Origin of the sequence: Luteimonas sp. 8-5, assembly GCF_029763755.1 — a bacterium.
In the GTDB taxonomy this organism is placed as follows: Bacteria; Pseudomonadota; Gammaproteobacteria; order Xanthomonadales; family Xanthomonadaceae; genus Cognatiluteimonas.
The window spans coordinates 23571-44945 of the sequence record NZ_JARUVM010000007.1 but is presented as its reverse complement, the minus strand read 5'-3'; the positions used below and the strand labels follow the sequence as shown (position 1 = coordinate 44945).

The window sequence follows — 21375 nt, the reverse complement described above, 5'->3', positions numbered from 1 at the left end:
CGTTGGACCCCGGATCAGAACTCGTAACGCACGGTCAGCATGGCCGACCAGCGCGAGACGAGGCGCGACGGGAACCCGGAGTAGGAATCGTAGATCTCCAGGTCCTGGTAGCTCGGGTTGTTCACGCTGCCCAGGTCGTAGACGTAGGTGCCGTCCGGGTTGATGCCGCCCAACCGCGCCAGCTGGCGGGTGTTGTCGGAGAAGGTATCGCCCTTGGTATGGCCCCAGTCCTTGTTGAGCAGGTTGAGGAAGTTGTAGATGTCCAGGCGGACAATGGTCTTGTTGTCGTTGAAGAAGCCCGGCAGTTCCTGCTGGATGCCGACGTCGAGCTGGTTCACCCAGGGGTAGAAGCCCTGGTTGCGCTCGGCGATCTGGCCACGGCGCAGGCGCAGGTACTTGTCGCTCTCGATGAACGCGTGGAACGCGTCGATCTGCGCCTGCGTGGCCGAACCGTAGCTGACGATCGGGTCGTTGACCATCGGGATGTACGCCGGATCCTGGAAGATGCCGTCGCCGTTCGGGTCGCCGTTGTAGGTCCAGGTGTACGGCAGGCCGTCATGACCGTTGTAGAACGCGGTCACGCTGGTCTTGTAGTCGCCGAAGAACGCATGCTCCCAACCCAGCGACAGCTTGACCGAGTTGCGGATCAGGCGGCCGGCGTTGGTGGCGATTTCCTGGTTCGGATTGACGCGCGACACGAACTGGTAGCTGGAGAACGCCTGCGAGCTGCCGTCCGAGGCCACTTCGTCGGCGTCGGTGTAGGTGTAGCTCAGGTTGGCGTACCAGCCGTTGGACATCGGCTTGTCCAGCGCCACGGTCAGGGAGTTCGACGCGCCCTTGTCCGTGTTGCCCAGCAACGTCGAGTTGAAGGCGAAGGCCGGGTGGCGATCGCAGTTCTTGTTGCCGGTGGAGAGCGAACCCAGGGTGCAGTAGTAGTAATCGCGGCCATCGGCCAGCTGGCCCTGCACCTCGCCCAGGTTGTTGGCCTGGTAGAACACCGCGTCGCGCGACTTGATCGACTGCAGCTCGACGGTACCGATCAGGCCCATCCACGGCAGCTCGGCGTCGTAGCCAAGGCTGATCTTCCACACCGACGGCAGCTTGAAGTCGGGGTCGAGGGCATCGACCTGGCAGGTGACGCCGGCTTCGCCGCAGACCAGGTTGCCCGGGGTGACGCCGGCAGGCAGCGGCTGGTTGTACGGATCCGGGCTGAACGGCGCCAGCGACGGATCGGTGACCTGGTAGCGCACCGCGGTCACGCCGTTGTTCTGGTAGGGGTTGGCCAGCCAGACGAACGGCGGGACGCTCTGGAACGAGCCGATGCCGCCGCGCAACTGCGAGTAGCGCTCGGTGTCGAAGGTGTAGTTGAACGCAACGCGCGGCAGGACCAGCTTGTTGCTGGAGCCCAGCTTGTATGCGTTGGTGAAGCCGAAGGCCTCCTCGTAGCCCGGGGCGACCTCAGGCGCGTCCTTGGCCTTCGGGATGTTGACGCGCACGCCGTAGACCACGGACAGGTTGTCGTTGACCTGCCAGGTGTCCTGCAGGAACGGGCTGACCTGCTCGTACACCAGCGCCGCGGCGGTGTCGGCCTCGGTGTATCCGGCGGCCGGGCGACGGATCACGTAGCGGTCGTAGTTGCCCGCCTCGAAGTCCGCCAGGCTGTCGAAGATGTACTCGCCGTGCAGCGTCTTGCCGTAGAGGTTGAACACATCGTGGCGCAGGTAGTCGAAGCCGCCCTTGATGGTGTGGTCGCCGGCGTAGTACGTGCCCGAGACCGTCGCCGTGATGCGGTCGGTGTTGATCTGGTTCTCGTGGCGGTTGTCGTCCTCGCCGATGAAGATCGAGCCGCCCGGCACGCGCACCTGGACCTCGGTGTTCTTGACGAACGCACCGTTGACCTGGTCGAAGGTCTGCTTGCTGACCTTCACCTCGGTGGAGAAGTTGGTGGTCCAGTCGCTGAACAGCTGCACGCTGGTGTTCTTGGTGACGTTGTCGGTGAAGTACCAGTGGTTGGTCAGGATCACCGAATCCGAACGCAGGTCGTACGGCTGCGGGCGCGCTTCCTCGGTCTGCTGGTAGGTCAGGCTGGCGCGATGGTTGTCGCTGATGTTCCAGTCGATCTTGCCGAGGTAACGCTTGTTGGTCAGCACCGAATCCAGCGCGCCGTACTCGTTCTCCTGCATGCCCATCTGGTTGGCGATGCGGATCGCCTCGTTCACCTCGTCGAGCGAGATGACGCCGCTGGCCACGCCGTCGGCCGGCGTGGCGCCGCCGAAGTCGGAGACTTCCTGCTCTTCGTACAGGGCGTAGAAGAACAGCTTGTCCTTGACGATCGGGCCGCCGACGCTGAAGCCCTTGGTCTCGTCCTGGCCGAACAGGCCGTATTCCTCGCCGTCGCGCTTGCCGACCCAGTCGCTGTCCTTCAGCACGTAGTACAGCGAGCCGTGGAACTCGTTGGTGCCCGACTTGGTGACGGCGTTGACGGTGGCGCCGACGGTGTCGGAGGACACGTCGAAGTCGGAGACCTTGATGTCGTACGCGGCGATGGCGTCGACCGAGATCGGGCTGCCCGTGTACGGCATGCCGTTGGAGTTCAGGCCGAAGGGATCGCCCTGGGACATGCCGTCGACGGAGATGTCGTTGAAGCGGTTGTTGATGCCGGCCACCGAGATCGCGCCGCTGGCCTGGTCGATCACGGTGATGCGCGGATCGAGGCGGGCGACGTCGTCCACCGAGCGGTTGCTCTGCGGCATGATTTCCATCTTGCGGCCGTCGACCGAGGTGCCCACGCCCTTGTTGGCGCTGGAGAACACGTCGGACAGCGCCGAACCGGTCACGGTGACGCTGGCGAAGGTGGTCGCGTCGGCTTCGCCGAGCTGCGCGTTGATCTGCGCGACCTGGTTCAGCGACAGGTAGACGTTCTCTTCGGTGTCGGTGCCGGTGCCGGCCTTGGTGACCGTGATCGTGTACGGACCGCCCACGCGCAGGCCGCGCGCGTTGTAACGGCCGCTCTCGTCGGTGACCGCACGGCTGACCGTGCCCGATTCCGTGTGCGTGATCACGACTTCGGCGCCCGCCACCGGCGCGCCGTCGGCACCGACGACCTGGCCACCGACACCGGCCGAGGTGCTCTGCGCGAATGCGGGCGACGCGGCAAGCGCGACGATCAGGGCGAGCGACAGCTTGGACAGCCGTGCACGATTGCGATGGGTCATTTCGAACACCTCAAGGAAGGCTAGGAAGATGGATAGCTATTGGGCGGATATCGGCGCTGGCCGACATCCGCGAGTGGCTGCGGTGGCGGCTTCCAGGGTCATTTTCCCCAACCCCGGCGGTCCCGCTGGGGTTAACGCCAGTTTAACACGCTAGCGGGCATCGAGTACAGGAAAAAGACGGCTCCGGATCCGCTTCCCGTGGAAACGTTTTCCGCCCTCAGGAACCGGCCAATTGCAGGTAGGCCGAGAGCCCGTCCAGGAACATCTGCACCGAAATCGCGACGATCACCATGCCCATCAGCCGCTCGATCGCGGTTAGCACCCGCGCGCCCAGCCACCTGTACAGGTAGGTGGCCGAAAACAGGATCGCGGCGGTCGCCGCCCAGGCGATGAGCAGGGCCAGGCTCCAGGCGCCCATGCGGTCCGGCTCCTGGCTGCCCATCAGCATCACCGCGGCCATGCCGGACGGTCCGGCGACCAGCGGGATGGCCATGGGCACGATGAAGGGCTCGCCGCCGGGCAGTTCGCCCATCAGCCCCTCGGGCGGCGGAAAGATCATGCGGATGCCGATCAGGAACAGCACGATGCCGCCGGCGATCGACACCGATTCCTGGCGCAGGTGCATCATTTCCAGGGCGTACTTGCCGCCCCACAGGAATGCCATCAGCACGCCCAGCGCGATGAGCATCTCGCGCACCAGCACCACCCGCTGCCGGTGCGCGGGCATGCCGCGCAGCAGGCTCAGGAATACCGGAATGTTCCCGAGCGGGTCCAGGATCAGGAACAGGAGGATGGCGGCGGAGGCGATGGTCACTGGGGTCGGGAGCCGGGAGCCGGGAGCCGGGAGCCGGGATCGGCCGCGAGGATCCTGCCGCGGTAGTGGGCACCGGCAGGGGAAAGCAGGTCCACGCAGGCCTGGGCATACACCGACGGGTCGCGGGCATCGGTGTCGCTGTCGGCGACGTAGGCGCGACCGCGCAGGCCGGTACGCATCGGGCCGGGCTGGAAGCCGCTGATGCGCACCCCGCCCTCGCCCAGTTCGGCCTGGAGCATGGCGACCAGCGCCGCCAGCCCGTGCTGCGCAATGCCGTAGCCGCCCCAGAACGCCTTGCCGGTGAGCGCCAGGTCGTCGAGCGCGAACACCACCGCCGGCTGCTCGGCCGCCGACAGCAGCGGCAGGCAGGCCTGGGTCAGCCACCACTTGGCCGTCAGGCCCACGTGCAGCGCGCGCGCGAAGTCGGCCGGATCGGTATGCACCAGCGGCGTCAGGCCGCGGAACTCGGCCGCGCAATGCAGCACGCCGTCGAGGCGGCCGGGCCCTGCTTCGATGCGCGCCGCCATTTCCGCATAGTCGTCGGGCGAAGCGCCTTCCAAATCGAGCGGATACAGCAGCGGTTCGACGCCCTCGGCGGCGATGCTGTCGTACAGCCGGTTCAACTTCGGCATGCGCCGGCCCAGCAACACCACGCTGGCGCCGGCGCGTGCACAGGCCAGGGAAGCGGCGCTGCCCAGGCCGCCGTGCGCGCCTGCGACCAGCACCACGCGGCCGGCGAGCACCGCCTCGCTCACGCCTTGCGCGCTTCGGCCGACTGCGCGTCCGCCAGCATCTGCGCCAGCTCGCCGGACTCGTACAGTTCCAGGGTGATGTCGCAACCGCCGATCAGTTCGCCGTTGATGAACAGCTGCGGGAAGGTCGGCCAGTTGGAGTAGCGCGGCAGGTTGGCGCGAATCTCCGGTTCCTCCAGCACGTTGACGGTGTGGAAGCTGGTGGCGCCCGCGGCCTTCATCGCCTGCACGGTGCGGCTGGAAAACCCGCACATCGGGAACTGCGGCGTGCCCTTCATGAAAAGCACGACGGGATGGCCCTCGATCTCGGCCTGGATGCGCTCGGAAACCTGCATGGCTCTCTCTCCTGCGACGCGCCCGCCACCGGCTCACGGACCGGAACGGGGCTGGGGGGTAGAATCCCCATATTGTAAGCCCCCGTCCCCCTTCCAGGAGCCAGACATGACCATCGAACTGCCCCCCCTGCCCTACGACCGTACGGCCCTGGAGCCGCACATTTCCGGCGAGACCATCGACTTCCACTACGGCAAGCACCACAAGGCCTACGTCGACAACCTCAACAAGATGATCGCCGGCACGGAATTCGAGTCGATGCCGCTGGAGGACATCATCCGCAAGGCGCAGGGCGGCATGTACAACAACGCCGCGCAGGTCTGGAACCACACGTTCTACTGGAACTGCCTGTCGCCCAACGGCGGCGGCGAGCCGACCGGCAAGGTGGCCGAGGCCATCAACAAGGCGTTCGGCGACTTCGCCACCTTCAAGGAAAAGTTCAGCGACCTGGCGGTGAAGACCTTCGGCTCCGGCTGGGCCTGGCTGGTGCAGCGCCAGGACGGCTCGCTGGCCCTGGCCAGCACCCCCAACGCCGTCAACCCGATGGCCAGCGAGGACACCGCCCTGCTGACCTGCGACGTGTGGGAACACGCCTACTACATCGACTACCGCAACGCGCGGCCGAAGTACGTCGAGTCGTTCTGGAACCTGGTCAATTGGGATTTCGTCGCGCAGAACATGCGCTGAGGCGAGGAGCGGGAATGGGGAATAGGGAATAGGGAATGGTGGGGTTCAAGAGGCGTGATGCGCTTGGTTCCCTCCATTCCCTTCATTCCCCTCACTCCCTATTTCCCTGCTCCTCCAAGGGCGGCTACAACAGGCGCCACCTGCCCATCGCGCCCCAGCGCCTCACCGACGCGACTCAACGCGGCTGCAAGTTCCTGCGGCGTGTCGGCGCGCAACGTGGCGTGCCCGACCTTGCGGCCTTCGCGCGGCGCCTTGCCGTAGTCGTGCCAGTGCCCGCCGGCTTCGGCCAGCACCGCCGCGGCATCGGGCATCGCCCCGATCCAGTTGAGCATGCAGGCCTGGCCGACCATGCGGGTCGAGCCCAGCGGCAGGCCGAGCACGGCCCGCAGGTGGTTCTCGAACTGGCTGGTCTCGCTGCCTTCGATGGTCCAGTGCCCCGAGTTGTGCACCCGCGGGGCGAGTTCGTTGGCCAGCAGCCGGCCGTCCTTGCAGAACAGTTCCAGCGCGAAGACGCCGACGTAGTCCATCGCCTCGGCGAGCTTGCGTGCGTACCCGACCGCGGTCGCCGCCAGGCCTTCATCGACGCGTGCCGGTGCCAGGCTCGCCGAGAGCACGCCGTCGACGTGCCAGTTCTCGGTCACCGGCCAGGCGCGGAATTCCCCGTCGCGCCCACGCACCGCGACGACGGATAGCTCCCGCTCGAACGGCACGAACGCTTCGAGAATCAACCCGACCGTTTCGGCCTGCCCCCCGAGCGACTTCCAAGCCACTTCGACACTGCTTTCCGAGTCCCGTATGCGAAACTGCCCCTTCCCGTCATACCCCAACCGCCGCGTCTTCAGCACGCACGGCGCGCCGATGCGTTCCACTGCGGCATCCAGGTCGGCGCGGCTGGCGATCGGCGCGAATTCGGGCACGGGGATGCCGTGTTCGCGGAACAGCGTCTTTTCCGCGAGCCGGTCCTGCGCGGTCGCCAATGCGCCCGGGTTCGGGAACACCGGCACGCGCCCGGCCAGCCAGCGCGCGGCTTCGGCCGGAACGTTCTCGAAGTCGAAGGTGGCCACGTCGATGCGCGACGCGAACTCCTGCAGCGCGCCCTGGTCGCGGTAGTCGCCCAGCACCATCGGCGCGAACTGCGCGGCGCAGGCATCGGCGGCGCTGTCCATCACCAGGAAGCGCAGGCCCAGCGGCGCGCCGGAAAGCGCGATCATGCGGGCCAGCTGCCCGCCACCGAGGATGCCGACGGTGGTCACTGGCGGCAGGTCACTTGCGCGGATCGTCCGCGGCGATCACCTCGGCGGTCTGGCGCTCGCGGAACGCGGCCAGGGCCGAAGCGATGGCGGCATCGCCCGGGGCCAGCATCGCGGCTGCGAACAGTGCCGCGTTGGCCGCGCCCGCATTGCCGATGGCGAAGGTGGCCACCGGAATCCCCGCCGGCATCTGCACGATCGACAGCAGCGAATCCATGCCATTGAGCGCCTTGCTCTGCACGGGAACGCCAAGCACGGGCACGCTGGTCTTGGCCGCGAGCATGCCCGGCAGGTGCGCCGCTCCACCGGCACCGGCGATGATCGCGCGCAGGCCGCGCGAAGCTGCGGCGGCCGCGTATTCGAACAGCACGTCCGGCGTGCGATGCGCCGACACCACCCGGACTTCGTGGGCGACGCCCAGCTGTTCCAGCCGTGCGGCGGCGTGCTGCATCGTCTCCCAGTCCGAGCGCGAGCCCATGACGATTCCAACGAGCGGGGTTTGCCCTGTGGCACCCATGGCGGCTCCGGTGGCTGGCCTGCAAAACGGTATTCTAGCCGTCCAACCCCACACGGGCATCCGCCATGGACCGCAAGCTCCTCGACATCCTCGCCTGCCCCGCCACCCGCCAGCCGCTGGCCGTGCTCGCCAGGCCGGGCCTGGACGCCCTCAACCGCGCGATCGAGACCGGCGGCGTGCGCCGCATGGACGATGCCGCGCAGGCCACGCCGTTGCGCGAAGCCCTGGTCACCCGCGACCACAAGCTGGTCTACCGGGTCGACGACGGCATTCCGGTACTGCTGGCCGACGAGGCGATCGCCACCGCGCAGGTCGCCGATTTCCCGAAGCAGTGACCGGCATGGCCATGCGCATCCCGGCCCCGCCCGCTGTCCAGGTCGAGGCCGACGTCGCCCGTGCCCTGGCCGAGGACATCGGCGGCGGCGACGTCACCGCCTCGCTGCTGCCCGACACCGACGACATCGCCTACCTGCTGTGCAAGGAAGCGGCGGTTGTCTGCGGGCGGCCGTGGTTCGATGCCTGCCACCGCGCGCTGGACACCGGGGTGCGCATCGAATGGCGCGTGGCCGAAGGCGACCGGGTCGAGGCCGGCACCGTGCTGGCCACGCTCGCCGGGCGCAGCCGCGCGCTGGTGACCGCCGAGCGCACCGCGCTCAATTTCATGCAGACGCTCAGCGGCACGGCCACGACGACCGCGGCGCACGTCGACGCCGTGCGCGGCACGCGCGCGCGCATCCTCGACACGCGCAAGACCATTCCCGGGCTGCGCGTCGCGCAGAAGTACGCCGTGCGGATAGGCGGTGGCGACAACCACCGCATGGGGCTGTACGACACGGTGATGCTGAAGGAGAACCACGTGCGTGCCGCCGGCTCGATCGCGGCGGCGATCGCTTCGGCACGCAGGCTGCATCCGGGCCTGCCGCTGGTGGTCGAGGTGGAGAGCCTGGACCAGTTGCGCGAGGCCCTGGACGCAGGTTGCGACCGGATCCTGGTCGACGATTTCGACGCGGCGACCCGGCGCGAGGCGGTGCGCATCGCGCATGGCGCACCGTACCAGGGCCGCATCCCGCTGGAGGCTTCCGGGGGCGTGGACCTCTCCACCCTGCGCGCGATCGCTGAAGACGGCGTCGACTGCATCTCCATCGGCGCGCTGACCAAGCACGTGCGCGCCATCGACCTCTCCATGAAGCTCGGACCACCGCCATGCCAGGCCTGCTGATCCTGATGATCGTGATGACCGTGGGCTGGGCGTGGTGGAGCTCGGCCCGCGCCGCCGCGGAGCGGGCCGAGGAGCTCGGCCGCCAGGCCTGCCATGCGGCCGGCGTGCAGTTGCTGGACCAGACCGTGCACGCCAGCGGCCTGCGCCTGCGCCGCGGCGAGGATGGTCGCCTGGGTTTCGAGCGCAGCTTCCGCTTCGAGTACTCCGAAGCGGGCGACGACAGGCACGTGGGCAAGCTGGTGCTGCGAGGCGATCGACTGGTGGGTTTCGTCGGGCCGATGCAGGCACGGTAAGAGCGGCGGAAGCCGCGACCGGGCTCGCGACCGGGCTTTTCGCGGCTTCCGCCGCTCCTACTTCACGATACGAAGGTGGGGGCCGCGCTTTGGCGCGGGAGGCGGCTCGTCGCCGCCATCGTCGGGCCGGGTCTGGTCGCCGGCCGCTCCGGTATCGGTCTCGTTTTCCGGCTCCGACGCAACATTGTCGTCGGGCAGCGCCATGCCTTGCCCGTTCTCGCGCGCGTAGATCGCCAGCACCGCCGACACCGGCACGATCACCGCGTGGCTGACGCCGGCAAAGCGCGCGGTGAAGGCGACGGCGTCGTTGTCCATCGACAGGTGCGCGACCGCCCGCCCGGCGATGTTGAGCACCACCTTGCCGTCATTGATCGTGTGCGCAGGCACGCGCACGCCCGGCCGCGTGGCGTCGACCAGCAGGTGCGGCGTCATCCCGTTGTCCGAAATCCATTCGTACAGCGCCCGCAACAGGTACGGGCGGTGGCTGGTCATCTGCACACCGGCCTCTGCCATCCCTGCCTCATTCCGGCAGCGCGCGCAGGTTGCGTTCCTGCGGCGTCAGGCTGCGGGCGAAACCGGGGTTGCGGAAGATGCGGTTGCCGTAGTCCTCGATCGCCTTGCCGTCCTTGGGCAGGCCCACGTCGAGCGCATCCAGGCGCCAGATGATCGGCGCCATGGCGCAGTCGGCCAGGCTCATTTCCGGGTTGAGGAAGAACTTGCTGGCCTTGAACAGCGGCACCGACGCAGTCAGCAGTTCCTTCAGGCGCTTGCGGCCGGCTTCGGCCTGCTGCTTGTTGCCGAGCTGGATCGCCTGCACCTGCGGCACCCAGTCGTGCTCGATCCGCAGCATCGCCAGGCGCAGGCGCGCGCGGGAAAGCGGATCGACCGGCATCAGCGGAGGATGCGGATAGCGCTCGTCGAGGTACTCGCTGACCACGCTGGCCGCGTACAGCACCAGTTCGCGCTCGACCAGGGTCGGCACCGAATGGTAGGGGTTGAGGTCGATCAGGTCTTCCGGCGGGTTCTGCGGGTCGACCGGGATGAAGTCGTAGGTGACGCCCTTCGCGGCCAGGACGAGGCGCACGCGGTGGCACAAGACATCGTCGACGGAGGAAAACAGGGTCAGTGCGTTACGCATGCGCAAACTCGTCGCCATCATTGGCAATCTCCGACGACCGGTACCGCCGGCCGCACTGGCGCCGCCCACCCCGTGCGGGCGGTCGCCACGGTCTCCTCGCCCCTTTTGAAAGTCCGCACATGGATGTGCGGGCTCTTGCGAGGGATTCGCACTATTTCACGTCGCGCCAGTATTCCTTCTTGAGCAACCAGGCGAGGAACGTGAGGAACGCCAGGAACAGCACGACCCAGACGCCGAGGGAGTGGCGCTTGAGCACGGCTGGCTCGCCGGCGTACTCGAGGAAAGCGGTGATGTCGCGCACGGTCTGGTCGAACTGCTCGGGCGTCTGCGTGCCCGGCTGCGCGAGGACCAGCTTCTCGATCGGGCGCTCGCCGCTGGCGTCCGCTGCACCGAACTCTGCGTGCTGCAAGCCCTGCATCTCCCACAAGGGGTTCGGCATGGAGGCGTTCGGGAACACGGTGTTGTTCCAGCCCACCGGGCGGGTCTCGTCGAGATAGAACGACTTCAGGTAATTGAAGATCCAGTCGCTGCCGCGCACGCGCGCGATCACGCTCAGGTCCGGCGGCATCTTGCCGAAGAAGGCGGTGCCGTCGTCGTGCCTCATCGCCACCTGCACCTGCTCGCCGGCGGCGGCGCCGGTGAAGTTCAGGTTGGCCTGCACCTGCTCCTCGGTGAGCCCCAGGTCGGAGGCGATGCGCGAGTAGCGCAGGTACTTGAGCGAGTGGCAGCCCGCGCAGTAGTTCATGTACAGCTTGGCGCCGCGCTGCAGCGAGGCCTGGTCGTCCAGGTCCGTGCCGGCCGGGTGCAGTCCGCCGGTTTCCGACGCGACGGCGGCGCCGGCAATGCCCAGCGAGAGGGCAGCGGCGAAAATCGTGGCAAGGAACTTAGTCATGCGTCGTCACCCGATCCGGCACCGGCTTGGTCCTGTCGATGGCAGTCCACACCGGCATGGTGATGAAGAAGGCGTAGTAGAGGAAGGTCAGGATGCGGCCGATGATCGTTTCCACCGGGTCCGTGCCCGGACCGGCGCCGATCTTCATCAGCCACAGGAACGACACCACGAACACGCCCAGCATGGTCCACGAGAGCCAGCCGCGGTAGCGGTAGGACTTGGCCCTGGACTTGTCGAGCCACGGCACCAGGAACAGCAGCACGATGGCGCCGAACATCACCAGCACGCCCCAGATCTGGCTGCCCAGGAAGGACGGCACGACGCGCAGCATCGCGTAGTACGGAGTGAAGTACCACACCGGCTTGATGTGCTCCGGCGTCACCAGCGGGTTGGCCTCGGTGAAGTTGTCGTGCTCGAGGAACCAGCCGCCGAACGTCGGCGCGAAGAAGATGATGAAGGCCGCCAGCATCAGGAAGAAGCCGACGCCGACCATGTCCTTCACCGTGTAGTACGGGTGGAACGGGATGCCGTCGGCCGGCGCGGTCGTCGACCAGCGGTTGCCCTTCGGGCCCTTCTTGATCTCGACGCCGTCGGGGTTGTTGGACCCCACCTCGTGCAGCGCGCCCAGGTGCAGCACGACCAGCAGCAGCAGCACCAGCGGCAGCGCGATCACGTGCAGCGCGAAGAAGCGGTTGAGGGTGGCGTCACCCGGGATGAAGTCGCCCATGATCCATTCGGTCAGCCCGGTACCGATGACCGGGATCGCGCCGAACAGGTTGATGATCACCTTGGCGCCCCAGAACGACATCTGGCCCCACGGCAGCACGTAGCCCATGAAGGCCTCGGCCATCAGCACCAGGTAGATCGTCATGCCCAGCAACCACACCAGCTCGCGCGGCTTCTGGTACGAGCCGTACAGCAACCCGCGGAACATGTGCAGGTAGACCACGATGAAGAACAGCGACGCGCCGGTGCTGTGCATGTAGCGGATCAGCCAGCCCCACTCCACGTCGCGCATGATGTATTCGACCGACGAGAACGCTTCGGCCGCGCTGGGCTTGAAGTGCATCGTCAGGAAGATGCCGGTCACGATCTGGTTGACCAGGACCAGCAGCGCGAGCGAGCCGAAGTAGTACCAGAAGTTGAAGTTCTTCGGCGCGTAGTACTCGGTCATGTGCTTGCGGTACATCGGCATCATGCCGGGCGCGCGCGCATTGACCCAATCCATGACGGCGTCGGAGGTACGGGTGATGAAGTTGGCCATGGCTTACGCAGCTCCCCCGGCAGAAGGATCCACGCCGATGACCAGCGTGTTGTCGTCGGCGAAGTGGTACGGCGGCACCGGCAGGTTCGCCGGGGCCGGCTGGCTCGAATACACGCGACCGGCCAGGTCGTAGCGCGACTTGTGGCAGGGGCAGAAGTAGCCGCCCTTCCAGTTCGCGTCGAACGGCTGCGGCTTCAGCTCCGGAATGAACTCGGGTGCGCAGCCCAGGTGGGTGCACACGGCGACCAGCACCAGGATTTCCGGCTTGATCGAGCGCCATTCGTTCCTGGCGTACTCGGGCTGCTGCCCGGTGTTGTCCGACGCCGGGTCCGCCAGCAGGCTGTCCATGGTCGGCAGGAGGTCCAGCATCGCCTTGGAACGGCGGGCGACGTAGACCGGCTGGCCACGCCACTTCAGCACCAGCTGCTGGCCCTCGGCCAGCGCGCTGATGTCCTGCACCACCGGCGCACCGGCCAGCTTGGCGCGTTCGCTCGGATTCCAGGATTTGATGAACGGTACCGCCACGAACCCGGCCCCCACCGCTCCGACCACGGCCGTGGTCGCGGTCAGGAACCGGCGCCGGCCCAGGTTCTCAGGACGCTCGCCTTCATTGCCCATCAGGCACTCCGCAAAGACTCGATGACAGATCGGCCGTCCCGCTCCGCCACCGTTGCACGGTGCGGCCAGCCGCAAAGATGAAAGTGTAACGGAACGTGAATCGGGCCGACAATGTTCCGCGCATAAAACCGCTGGAAACAATGACTTGCCGGCGCCCGGCCGACAGGCTCAGCGCGAGGCCAGGGTGCCGCGATAGCGCGCTGCGAGTACGCCTACCCGCTCCACGTAGCGCTTGGTCTCCGCGTACGGGGGAACGCCCTTGTACTTGTCCACGGCGCCTTCGCCGGCGTTGTAGCCGGCGGCGGCCAGGGTCAGGTTGCCGTCGAAACGCTTCAGCAGCCAGGCCAGGTACTGCACGCCGCCGCTGATGTTCTGCCTGGCGTCGAAGGCATCGCCGACGCCGAACCGGCTGGCGGTGGCGGGCATGAGCTGCATCAGCCCCTGCGCCCCGGCCCGGGACAGCGCCTTGGGATTGAACGCGGACTCGGCGTGGATGATGGCGCGGACCACGGCTTCGTCGACCCCGTACTTCTTCGAGGCCGCGGCGATCTCCTCGCCGTAGGCGCTGGTGTTGAGGCGGACCGTGCCGAAGTTGACGCTGGAGCGCTTGCCACAGGCGTAGCAGGTCTCGATGTAGCTGTAGCTGATGGTGCGCAGCGTATCGACCTGCCCGCGCGGGCGGTTGCTGGTGTAGTGGCGCACGCCGTCCTTGACGTAGGAATAGACCTGGCCGGTCACCCGCCTGGGCGTATTGCTGCTCGCACTGCCGGTGGTGTCGTTGGCGGCCACGGTGGTGGACGGCTTGAAGCTGCTCACCACGGTGCAGTCGGCGCCGGCGACGCGCTCGCTGGAAAAACTGCTGGTGCCGTCGGCGCTGGCGCAGCGGTACACGGTGCCGGCGGCGGCAGGCGCCGCCAGCAACATGCACGCAATCACGAAAATGCCCCGGACCCCCTTGATCATGGGGCGCAGTGTCCTCCCATCACGCGCCCATGACAAGTGCTTGATTTTGCTGAACAAGGCCGGGATTCAAGGTATTCCGTGACCGCCTCCGCAATACCCGGCCGAAACAACCGGCCGCAGTCGGCCGCAAAGGCGATCCTTTAGAATCCGTGCCGATGAAAGGCAAGCTCTATATCCAGACCCACGGTTGCCAGATGAACGAGTACGACTCGGCCCGGATGGCCGACGTCCTCGCTGCCTCCGACGGCCTGGAGCTCACCGACCGGGCCGAAGAGGCCGACGTCATCCTGGTCAACACCTGCTCGATCCGGGAGAAGGCCCAGGAGAAGGTCTTCAGCCAGCTCGGCCGCTGGCGGGCGCTGAAGGAGGATGGCAAGCCGGTCCTGATCGGGGTGGGCGGTTGCGTCGCCAGCCAGGAAGGCGCGGCGATCGTGAAGCGCGCGCCCTTCGTGGACCTGGTGTTCGGCCCGCAGACCCTGCACCGCCTGCCGGAGCTGATCCGCGAGCGCCGCAGCAGCGGCCAGCCGCAGGTCGACATCAGCTTCCCCGAGATCGAGAAGTTCGACCGCCTGCCCGAGCCGCGTGCCGAGGGCCCTGCCGCTTTCGTCTCGATCATGGAGGGCTGCTCCAAGTACTGCTCGTTCTGCGTGGTGCCCTACACCCGCGGCGAGGAGGTCAGCCGCCCGTTCGAGGACGTGCTGGTGGAAGTGGCCCAGCTCGCCGCCCAGGGCGTGCGCGAGGTCAACCTCCTCGGGCAGAACGTCAACGCCTACCGTGGACCTTATGGGGAAGGCGAGTTCGCCGACCTCGCGCTGCTGATCCGCGCGATCGCGGAGATCGAAGGCATCGACCGCATCCGCTTCACCACCTCGCATCCCCTGGAGTTCTCCGACTCGCTGGTAGAGGCCTATCGCGACGTGCCCAAGCTGGCCAACTACCTGCACCTGCCGGTGCAGTCGGGCAGCGACCGCATCCTGTCGGCGATGAAGCGCGGCTACACCGCGCTGGAGTTCAAGCAGAAGATCCGCAAGTTGCGCGCGGTGCGCCCTGGCATCTCGATCAGTTCGGATTTCATCGTCGGTTTCCCCGGCGAGACCGACGCGGACTTCGAGAAGACCATGAAGCTGATCGAGGATGTCGGCTTCGACCAGTCGTTTTCCTTCATCTACTCTCGCCGCCCCGGCACGCCCGCCGCCGACCTCGAGGACGACACGCCGGATGCGGTCAAGCATGCCCGCCTGGAACGGCTGCAGGCGCGCATCAACGCGCAGGCCGCGGCGATCGCCGCAGGCATGGTCGGCAGCGTGCAGCGGGTGCTGGTCACGGGCACGTCGCGCAAGGACGAAGCTGAATTGACGGGAAAGACCGAAAACATGAAATCGGTCAACTTTTCCGGGCCGAAACAGCTGATCGGCCAGTTCGTCGATGTGGTAATTACTGGGGCCCTGTCCAACTCGCTGCGCGGGCGGATCGCCTCCCCATGCTCTCTACCGGCAAGCACCCAAATCGCCACCTCCACGCCGCCCTGCTCGACCTGATCCTCGCGGTCGGCGCAATGGCTGCGCATCGCGGCGCCATCGCCCTCGACAATCCGGCCTGGGAACTGCTGCCCGATTGGCTGTGGCCGACGCTGGCCGCCGTGTTCCTGGTCGGCGCGCTATGGTCCTACGGCAAGCACGCGCGCCAGCGACGCTGAGTACGCCGATCGCTGGCATCGCGCGCGTGGCGCGGCTCCTGCAAGACGCGCCCTACTTCGCCTCGAACACCGGTTTGCCGTCGACGTAGGTGGCACGCACGGTGAGGTCGGCCAGGCCTTCCGGCGCAATCGCCAGCGGATCCTCGGCCAGGACCACGAAGTCGGCGCGCTTGCCCGGGGCAAGGCTGCCCACCTCGGCTTCGGCGAAGCCGGCGTAGGCCGCGTCCAGGGTGAAGCCGCGCAGCGCCTCCCAGGCCGTCAGCTTGTCCTCGGGATGCCAGCCGCCGGCGGGCATGCCTTCGGCGTCGGTGCGGGTCGCCGCCGCATACAGGCCCAGGCGCGGATCCACCGACTCGACCGGGAAGTCCGAACCCAGGGCCAGGCGCGCGCCGCTGTCGCGCAACTTGCGCCAGGCGTAGGCGCCATTGATGCGCTGCGGGCCGACGCGATCCTCGGCCCAGGGCATGTCGCTGGTGGCATGCGTCGGCTGCATCGACGCGATCACGTGCATCTTCGCCAGCCGCGGCAGGTCCGCCGGCGACAGGATCTGCGCGTGCTCGATGCGCCAGCGATGGTCGCTGGCGGTTGCATTGGCGCCGAGCGCGGCCGCATAGGCCTCGAGCACCTCGTGGTTGCCGCGGTCGCCGATGGCGTGCGTGGCCACCTGCACGCCGCAACGCTGCGCCTTGGACACCGCTTCGCGCAATTGCGCAGGCGTCATCACCAGCAGCCCCTTGTTGCCGTGGTCGTCGCTGTAGTCCTCGAGCATCGCCGCGCCGCGGCTGCCGAGCGCGCCGTCGATATAGAGCTTGACCGAGCGCATCTGCAGCCGGTGCGAGGGATGCTGGTAAAGGCCTTCCTGGCACAGCCACTCCAGCGCCTTGCCGTTGCCGTCGGCCATCGCCGTGATGCGCATCGGCATTTCGCCGTCGTCGGCCAGGCGCTGCATGATCCGCAGCTCGCCCAGCGACACGCCCGCGTCGTGCACGCCGGTCAGGCCATGCGCAACCGCGTCGTCCATCGCCAGCTTCAGCGCGCGCTCGAGGGTTTCGCCCGTGGGCTCGGGCACCACCGCGTAGACCAGGCCCATGGCCTCGTCGACGAAGACGCCGGTAGCCTGGCCCTTGTCGTCGCGGACGATGCGGCCGCCGTCGGGCTGCCAGCCCTCGGTGGCCGAGGCGCCGGACAGGTCGCGCTCGATCGCGCGCATGGCCGCGCTGTTGGCCCAGCCGGCATGCCCGTCGATGCGCGACAGCCACACCGGACGATCCGGGAACGCCGCGTCCAGGTCGGCCGCGGTCGGGAACTGCTTTTCCGCCCAGTCGTTCTGGTCCCAGCCGCGACCGATCAGCCACGCGTCCGAAGGCAGCGTGGCCGCGAACGCCTGCAGGCGCTGCACGATTTCCTGCTTGCTCGACGTGCCGACCAGGTTCGCGGTGAGGTGGGCCATGCCCAGCCCTAGCATGTGCCCGTGGGCGTCGATCAGGCCGGGAATTACGGTGGCGCCGCCCACGTCCAGGCGCTTGGCGCGCGGGTACCGTTGCAGCATTTCCTCCGCGGAACCCAGCGCCAGGATCCTGCCTTCGGCATCGTAGGCCATGGCCTGCGCGCGTGGCACCGCCGCGTCCATGGTGTCGATCCGCGATGCGGTGAGCACCGTCACCTGCGCACCGGTTGCCGGTTGCGCCAGGACAGGCATTGCCGCAACCGCACACAGCGCCGTCACTACCGCACCCGCCACACTCCGCACTCCGCGCATTGCCTGTCCCCGTGGTCGTTGCAAGTGCCGGCCACTTTGCGAAAAACACCGGGCGGGCGCAAGCTTGCCTGCCCCGCGCCCTGCCCCGCCAGACCCGATGCAGCAACAAACCGTCTCCGAATTCGCCCTCGATCCCGCCGACACCGAGCGCCTGGCCAACCTGGCAGGGCCGTTCGACGCCCACCTGCGCCTGCTCGAACTGCGCCTGGGCGTGGAGATCGGCAACCGCGGCAACGTGTTCCGCATCGCCGGCCCGCTGGCTTCCGTGTCCACCGCCGAGCGCGTGCTGCGCGAACTGTGGCGCGACACCAGCGAGGAAGTGCTGACCGAACCGGGCATCCACGTGCGCCTGGGCGAGGCCGCCATCGACCGCACCGTGGAAGAGGACATCGAACCGCAGGAAGTGGCGGTACGCGTCAAGAAGGGCACCATCCGCGGCCGTGGCCGCAACCAGGCGAAATACCTGCACGCCATCGCCACCCACGACATCAACTTCGGCATCGGCCCGGCCGGTACCGGCAAGACCTTCCTGGCCGTAGCGATGGCGGTCGAAGCGCTGAACGAATCGCGCGTGCAACGGCTGGTGCTGGTGCGCCCGGCGGTGGAGGCCGGCGAGAAGCTCGGCTTCCTGCCCGGCGACCTGACCCAGAAGGTTGACCCCTACCTGCGTCCGCTCTACGACGCCCTGTACGAAATGCTGGGCGTGGAGAAGGTGGTCAAGCTGCTGGAGAAGAGCGTCATCGAGATCGCGCCGCTGGCCTACATGCGCGGACGTACGCTCAACGACGCTTTCGTGATCCTGGACGAGGCGCAGAACACCTCCATCGAACAGATGAAGATGTTCCTGACCCGCATCGGCTTCGGTTCCACCGCGGTGGTCACCGGCGACCTCACCCAGGTCGACCTGCCCAAGCACCAGAAGTCCGGCCTCAAGGACGCGCTCGAGGTGCTGCGCGGCGTCGAGGGCATCGGCTTCACCTTCTTCGAGTCCAAGGACGTCGTGCGCCACCCGCTGGTGGCCCGCATCGTCAACGCCTACGACCGCCGCGACAACATCGGGGACAGCCCGTGACCCGCGGCCCGCAGCGCCTGGACGTCGCCGTCGGCTACGCCCTGCCCCGCGCCGGGCTGCCCTCCGCGGTGAGCTTCCGCAAGTGGGTGGCCGCCGCGCTGGCCGGCCGCATCCGCGAGGCCGACCTGGCCATCCGCATCGTCGACGCGAAGGAAGGCCGCGCCCTCAACCGCCACTACCGCGGCAGGGACTACGCCACCAACGTGCTCAGCTTCCCGGCCGACATGGCCGAAGGCGTCAAGCTGCCCAAGGGCGTGAAGATGCCGCTGCTGGGCGACCTGGTGATCTGCGCGCCTGTTGTGGCGAAGGAAGCGAAGGAACAGGGCAAGGCCCTGAACGACCACTATGCGCACCTGACCGTACACGGCGCGCTGCACCTGCTCGGCTGGGACCACGAGGACGAGCGCGAAGCCGAGTGCATGGAGAAGCTAGAGCGGGAGATATTGGCGGGACTCGGTATCTCGGACCCTTACCGCCTATAGACAGCGCGATACACGGCGTTAGCCCACATCAGGACCGTCAGCGGCGGCCTAATGGTACTGATAGTCCGTGGATCCATTGTCATCATAGACATGTAATCGATAGATGCCCAAGCGTCGCGATGAATTTCTGCTGCTATTCGGTGAGCACGTCCGAGCGCTCCGCCTCAAGCAAAACCTTTCGCAGGAAGAGCTTGCTCACCTTGCCGGCGTGGACCGAACCTACCTCGGGGGGATCGAGAGGGGTGAGCGAAACCTGAGCCTAAAGAACGTTAAGCGACTGGCTGACGCCTTGGGTACTTCTCCTAAGGATCTTTTTGACTATGACGTCTAACGCTGACTACCTCGGTCGGCTGCTCAGCAAATTGGAGCAGTTCAGGAATGAGGCAGGGCTAGAGCGCTCTGAAGTGGAACGGCAACTAATCCTTGGACCTGGATGGGTACGATCCTTCGAGACAGGCGAGGTGATTCCCAGCCTCGATGTAGTTGCATCCCTTTTGGGCGTGTACGGGAAGTCGCTTGCGAATTTGGCCGATGGCGTTGACGGCGCCGTTCCTCACATCGAGCGCTCGATGTACGCGGTTAGCGCCGAGGGTGGGGTAACCGTCCACTTTGACTATGCACAGCATGACGCCACGTACTTCTTGGCCGGAGCCACCGTCGAGGAGTTCGACCAAGTCATTCTTACTCTTCGCGATGGGCTCGCTCGTCTCCGCACACTTGAAGAGGACGAAACGGAAGAAGGTGATACGGAAGGAGAGCATGCAAAGTCCATAAAGACCGATAGCGTTGCTGATGCCTTTCTTCTCGCCGTTAAACTGTGGCCAGACGTCAATCCCTCCGATATTTGGTGGTTTGTAATCTATCGCGCTTATTGCGATCCATATAACCATCCATCGAGCCATGCCCGCCTAGATTTTGTGCAGAGCTGGAAGCGCACAGGCGGATGGGCACTCGAACGCATTCTAGAGCGTCACTATGGCAAGCTGCTTCGCGAGAATGGAATCAACCTGGTAATTGCAGATGGCGAGCGAAAGACTCGACTCCTGCTAAAGGTTGACGTTGGCCACAGGCTGGAAGCGGACAAAATGGATGTCTTGCTAACTGTGGGCAAAGACGATGACGAGAAGCTCATAGGCGTAGTACACGTTAAAGCCAGTTTCGCCGAGAGGCGTACTGACGACGTGCCCATGAGCGCAGCGCTCGTCGCGGCGGGCTACATCTCTCCACTTTGGACTATGGATTGCAAGAGCAGTCCGAATGAATCACCAGTCAATCGAGGAGAGCTGGGCAAGACGTTCTCTGGGGAAGGGAACGATAACCGAAGCGCCAAGCGCATAGATATTGAAAGCGATGGCTATTTTTCGGCCTGCTTTTCCTATAACTCCAACACCCTACCAACGCCAGACGGATTGGAGTCCAAAGCGAAGGTCGTAGTTTGTGATTTTAAGGATCCAGACGACCTGTTCTCTCGGGCGATCATCGCCGCGCGCCTCAAGGTCAAAGAAGATCTCGGGCTTTAGAAGCTACCCGCTCCTGCAGGCGCTGGTTTGAGGCAACAACCTGATCTTCGTCAATTTCGAAACCGATGTATGAGCATCCCAGCGATAGGGCAGCCAAGCCAGTCGTTCCCGAGCCTGAGAATGGGTCCAGGACGACGATGTCGTTGCCAAACTTTCCGTATGCATCAATACATCGATAGGGAAGCTCCTCGGGGAATCTTGAGTAGTGTTTCTCGCCATCTATCTTTTCGTTAGCAAACTCCCAAACACTTTTGACAGGGGGCGCCACTCTGAACTGATGGCGTTCGTGCTTTGCTAGCAGATAGATCGGTTCATGATAGCGGTGCGGCCTGCGACAGCGACCTTCAGGCATCGGATTCTTTTTTCGCCAAATGATCTCACCCCGAAATAAAAATCCTGCATCACACAAGTCCAGAATGAGCCGATAAGGCAGACCGAGAAGATTCCCGTACTGAAGCCAGTTCACGCTCTTGTCTGTGAAAGCTTTCCGCTTCACTCGAGGCTTTGTATAAGCGGAGTTGTGTTCTGGCAGCCCATTTCTATCGGCGCCTAGCGAACTGTATTGGAGATCATCGAATCGCCAATTTACTGGCGTGTTGTATGCATCCCCTAGGTTTATATACGCGATGCCACATTGCTTTAACTTTGGCAGCGCAGACGCAAACACTCTAGTTAGAAAATTCAGGTAGTCCCGGGGATCATTCTCCACTCCTGTGCCCTGGGAATGACGCTGCCCCCAATATGGAGGACTCGTCACAATGACGTCTATCGAATCGTCAGGGAGCTCACTGATCAACTGAAGGCAGTCACCTCGATAAACCCTGTTTAGTTCAAAAGCGTTCAACATAGAAGGGCAAGCTCGCTGGTACTTATAGTCATCATAATGGGTTC

Annotated in this window: 24 protein-coding genes; 10 read left to right on the top strand and 14 right to left on the bottom strand. The window is 65.9% G+C overall.

Annotated elements, in window-relative coordinates:
* Nucleotides 1–14 precede the first annotated feature (14 nt).
* From QAA18_RS01455 to grxD, 4 genes are all read right to left on the bottom strand, one after another.
* Complete coding sequence (locus QAA18_RS01455; RefSeq protein WP_279410462.1) at nucleotides 15–3215, bottom strand: TonB-dependent receptor; 3201 nt, start codon at nucleotides 3213–3215, stop codon at nucleotides 15–17.
* A gap of 217 nt (nucleotides 3216–3432) precedes the next feature.
* The gene (locus QAA18_RS01450; protein WP_279410461.1) at nucleotides 3433–4029 is read right to left on the bottom strand and encodes a YhgN family NAAT transporter; all 597 of its coding nucleotides are present in this window, start codon (nucleotides 4027–4029) and stop codon (nucleotides 3433–3435) included.
* Nucleotides 4026–4784, bottom strand: coding sequence for an SDR family NAD(P)-dependent oxidoreductase (locus QAA18_RS01445; RefSeq protein WP_279410458.1), 759 nt, complete (start codon nucleotides 4782–4784; stop codon nucleotides 4026–4028). Before QAA18_RS01445 ends, QAA18_RS01450 begins: the two co-directional genes overlap by 4 nt.
* The gene (gene grxD / locus QAA18_RS01440) at nucleotides 4781–5116 is read right to left on the bottom strand and encodes a Grx4 family monothiol glutaredoxin (RefSeq protein WP_279410456.1); all 336 of its coding nucleotides are present in this window, start codon (nucleotides 5114–5116) and stop codon (nucleotides 4781–4783) included. Before grxD ends, QAA18_RS01445 begins: the two co-directional genes overlap by 4 nt.
* Before the next feature lie 106 nt (nucleotides 5117–5222).
* Between grxD and QAA18_RS01435 the strand changes: the two genes are divergently transcribed.
* Nucleotides 5223–5801, top strand: coding sequence for a Fe-Mn family superoxide dismutase (locus tag QAA18_RS01435; RefSeq protein ID WP_279410454.1), 579 nt, complete (start codon nucleotides 5223–5225; stop codon nucleotides 5799–5801).
* Between the two features lie 98 nt (nucleotides 5802–5899).
* Here the strand turns inward: QAA18_RS01435 and QAA18_RS01430 are convergent, their stop codons facing one another.
* Nucleotides 5900–7054 carry a 5-(carboxyamino)imidazole ribonucleotide synthase gene (locus tag QAA18_RS01430; protein WP_279410453.1) on the bottom strand — a complete coding sequence of 385 codons (1155 nt, stop codon included), beginning with the start codon at nucleotides 7052–7054 and terminating at the stop codon, nucleotides 5900–5902.
* Nucleotides 7055–7064: 10 nt separating this feature from the next.
* Complete coding sequence (gene purE / locus QAA18_RS01425; protein ID WP_279410451.1) at nucleotides 7065–7568, bottom strand: 5-(carboxyamino)imidazole ribonucleotide mutase; 504 nt, start codon at nucleotides 7566–7568, stop codon at nucleotides 7065–7067.
* Nucleotides 7569–7633: 65 nt separating this feature from the next.
* On the opposite strand from purE, the gene QAA18_RS01420 reads away from it, so the two are divergent.
* Genes QAA18_RS01420 through QAA18_RS01410 form a run of 3 tightly spaced genes read left to right on the top strand, consistent with a single transcriptional unit; the run spans nucleotide 7634 to nucleotide 9080 of the window.
* A complete protein-coding gene (locus QAA18_RS01420) occupies nucleotides 7634–7903 on the top strand; it encodes a Trm112 family protein (protein WP_279410450.1) in 270 nt (89 codons plus the stop codon).
* Nucleotides 7904–7908: 5 nt separating this feature from the next.
* On the top strand, nucleotides 7909–8787 hold the full coding sequence (nadC, locus tag QAA18_RS01415) for a carboxylating nicotinate-nucleotide diphosphorylase (RefSeq protein ID WP_279410448.1): 879 nt from the start codon (nucleotides 7909–7911) through the stop codon (nucleotides 8785–8787).
* Nucleotides 8772–9080, top strand: coding sequence for a DUF3301 domain-containing protein (locus QAA18_RS01410; protein WP_279410447.1), 309 nt, complete (start codon nucleotides 8772–8774; stop codon nucleotides 9078–9080). The genes nadC and QAA18_RS01410 overlap by 16 nt, the downstream gene beginning before the upstream one ends.
* 57 nt (nucleotides 9081–9137) lie before the next feature.
* Here QAA18_RS01410 and QAA18_RS01405 read toward each other — a convergent pair whose 3' ends face one another.
* The 6 genes from QAA18_RS01405 to QAA18_RS01380 all read right to left on the bottom strand — a co-directional run bounded on the left by QAA18_RS01405 (nucleotide 9138) and on the right by QAA18_RS01380 (nucleotide 13952).
* Nucleotides 9138–9593 (bottom strand): ClpXP protease specificity-enhancing factor, encoded by a 456-nt coding sequence (locus QAA18_RS01405; RefSeq protein WP_279410445.1) that lies wholly within the window; start codon nucleotides 9591–9593, stop codon nucleotides 9138–9140.
* A gap of 7 nt (nucleotides 9594–9600) precedes the next feature.
* A complete protein-coding gene (locus QAA18_RS01400) occupies nucleotides 9601–10236 on the bottom strand; it encodes a glutathione S-transferase N-terminal domain-containing protein (RefSeq protein ID WP_279410444.1) in 636 nt (211 codons plus the stop codon).
* A gap of 133 nt (nucleotides 10237–10369) precedes the next feature.
* The gene (locus QAA18_RS01395; RefSeq protein ID WP_279410443.1) at nucleotides 10370–11110 is read right to left on the bottom strand and encodes a cytochrome c1; all 741 of its coding nucleotides are present in this window, start codon (nucleotides 11108–11110) and stop codon (nucleotides 10370–10372) included.
* Nucleotides 11103–12374, bottom strand: coding sequence for a cytochrome bc complex cytochrome b subunit (locus tag QAA18_RS01390; protein ID WP_279410442.1), 1272 nt, complete (start codon nucleotides 12372–12374; stop codon nucleotides 11103–11105). Before QAA18_RS01390 ends, QAA18_RS01395 begins: the two co-directional genes overlap by 8 nt.
* A 3-nt stretch (nucleotides 12375–12377) precedes the next feature.
* Entirely contained in the window at nucleotides 12378–12992 is a 615-nt protein-coding gene (gene petA / locus QAA18_RS01385) for a ubiquinol-cytochrome c reductase iron-sulfur subunit (RefSeq protein WP_279410441.1), read from the bottom strand.
* 168 nt (nucleotides 12993–13160) lie between these two features.
* Nucleotides 13161–13952, bottom strand: a complete 792-nt coding sequence (locus QAA18_RS01380; protein WP_279410556.1) for a lytic transglycosylase domain-containing protein — start codon at nucleotides 13950–13952, stop codon at nucleotides 13161–13163.
* A 158-nt stretch (nucleotides 13953–14110) separates the two neighbouring features.
* Here QAA18_RS01380 and miaB point away from each other — a divergent pair, with 158 nt between their 5' ends.
* Together miaB and QAA18_RS01370 are read left to right on the top strand one after the other, a co-directional pair.
* Complete coding sequence (miaB, locus tag QAA18_RS01375; RefSeq protein WP_279410440.1) at nucleotides 14111–15493, top strand: tRNA (N6-isopentenyl adenosine(37)-C2)-methylthiotransferase MiaB; 1383 nt, start codon at nucleotides 14111–14113, stop codon at nucleotides 15491–15493.
* The gene (locus QAA18_RS01370) at nucleotides 15436–15651 is read left to right on the top strand and encodes a hypothetical protein (protein ID WP_279410566.1); all 216 of its coding nucleotides are present in this window, start codon (nucleotides 15436–15438) and stop codon (nucleotides 15649–15651) included. Before miaB ends, QAA18_RS01370 begins: the two co-directional genes overlap by 58 nt.
* A 52-nt stretch (nucleotides 15652–15703) precedes the next feature.
* Here QAA18_RS01370 and QAA18_RS01365 read toward each other — a convergent pair whose 3' ends face one another.
* Nucleotides 15704–17350 (bottom strand): amidohydrolase, encoded by a 1647-nt coding sequence (locus tag QAA18_RS01365; protein WP_279410439.1) that lies wholly within the window; start codon nucleotides 17348–17350, stop codon nucleotides 15704–15706.
* Between the two features lie 157 nt (nucleotides 17351–17507).
* On the opposite strand from QAA18_RS01365, the gene QAA18_RS01360 reads away from it, so the two are divergent.
* From QAA18_RS01360 to QAA18_RS01345, 4 genes are all read left to right on the top strand, one after another.
* On the top strand, nucleotides 17508–18482 hold the full coding sequence (locus QAA18_RS01360; protein WP_279410438.1) for a PhoH family protein: 975 nt from the start codon (nucleotides 17508–17510) through the stop codon (nucleotides 18480–18482).
* Nucleotides 18479–18964: an rRNA maturation RNase YbeY gene (ybeY, locus tag QAA18_RS01355; protein WP_279410437.1), complete on the top strand. Its 486-nt coding sequence runs from the start codon at nucleotides 18479–18481 to the stop codon at nucleotides 18962–18964. Before QAA18_RS01360 ends, ybeY begins: the two co-directional genes overlap by 4 nt.
* 103 nt (nucleotides 18965–19067) lie before the next feature.
* Nucleotides 19068–19295 carry a helix-turn-helix transcriptional regulator gene (locus QAA18_RS01350; protein WP_279410436.1) on the top strand — a complete coding sequence of 76 codons (228 nt, stop codon included), beginning with the start codon at nucleotides 19068–19070 and terminating at the stop codon, nucleotides 19293–19295.
* Nucleotides 19285–20484, top strand: coding sequence for a helix-turn-helix domain-containing protein (locus QAA18_RS01345; RefSeq protein ID WP_279410434.1), 1200 nt, complete (start codon nucleotides 19285–19287; stop codon nucleotides 20482–20484). The genes QAA18_RS01350 and QAA18_RS01345 overlap by 11 nt, the downstream gene beginning before the upstream one ends.
* Here the strand turns inward: QAA18_RS01345 and QAA18_RS01340 are convergent.
* Entirely contained in the window at nucleotides 20462–21331 is an 870-nt protein-coding gene (locus QAA18_RS01340) for a site-specific DNA-methyltransferase (protein ID WP_279410555.1), read from the bottom strand. The genes QAA18_RS01345 and QAA18_RS01340 overlap by 23 nt on opposite strands.
* Between the last annotated feature and the right edge of the window lie 44 nt (nucleotides 21332–21375).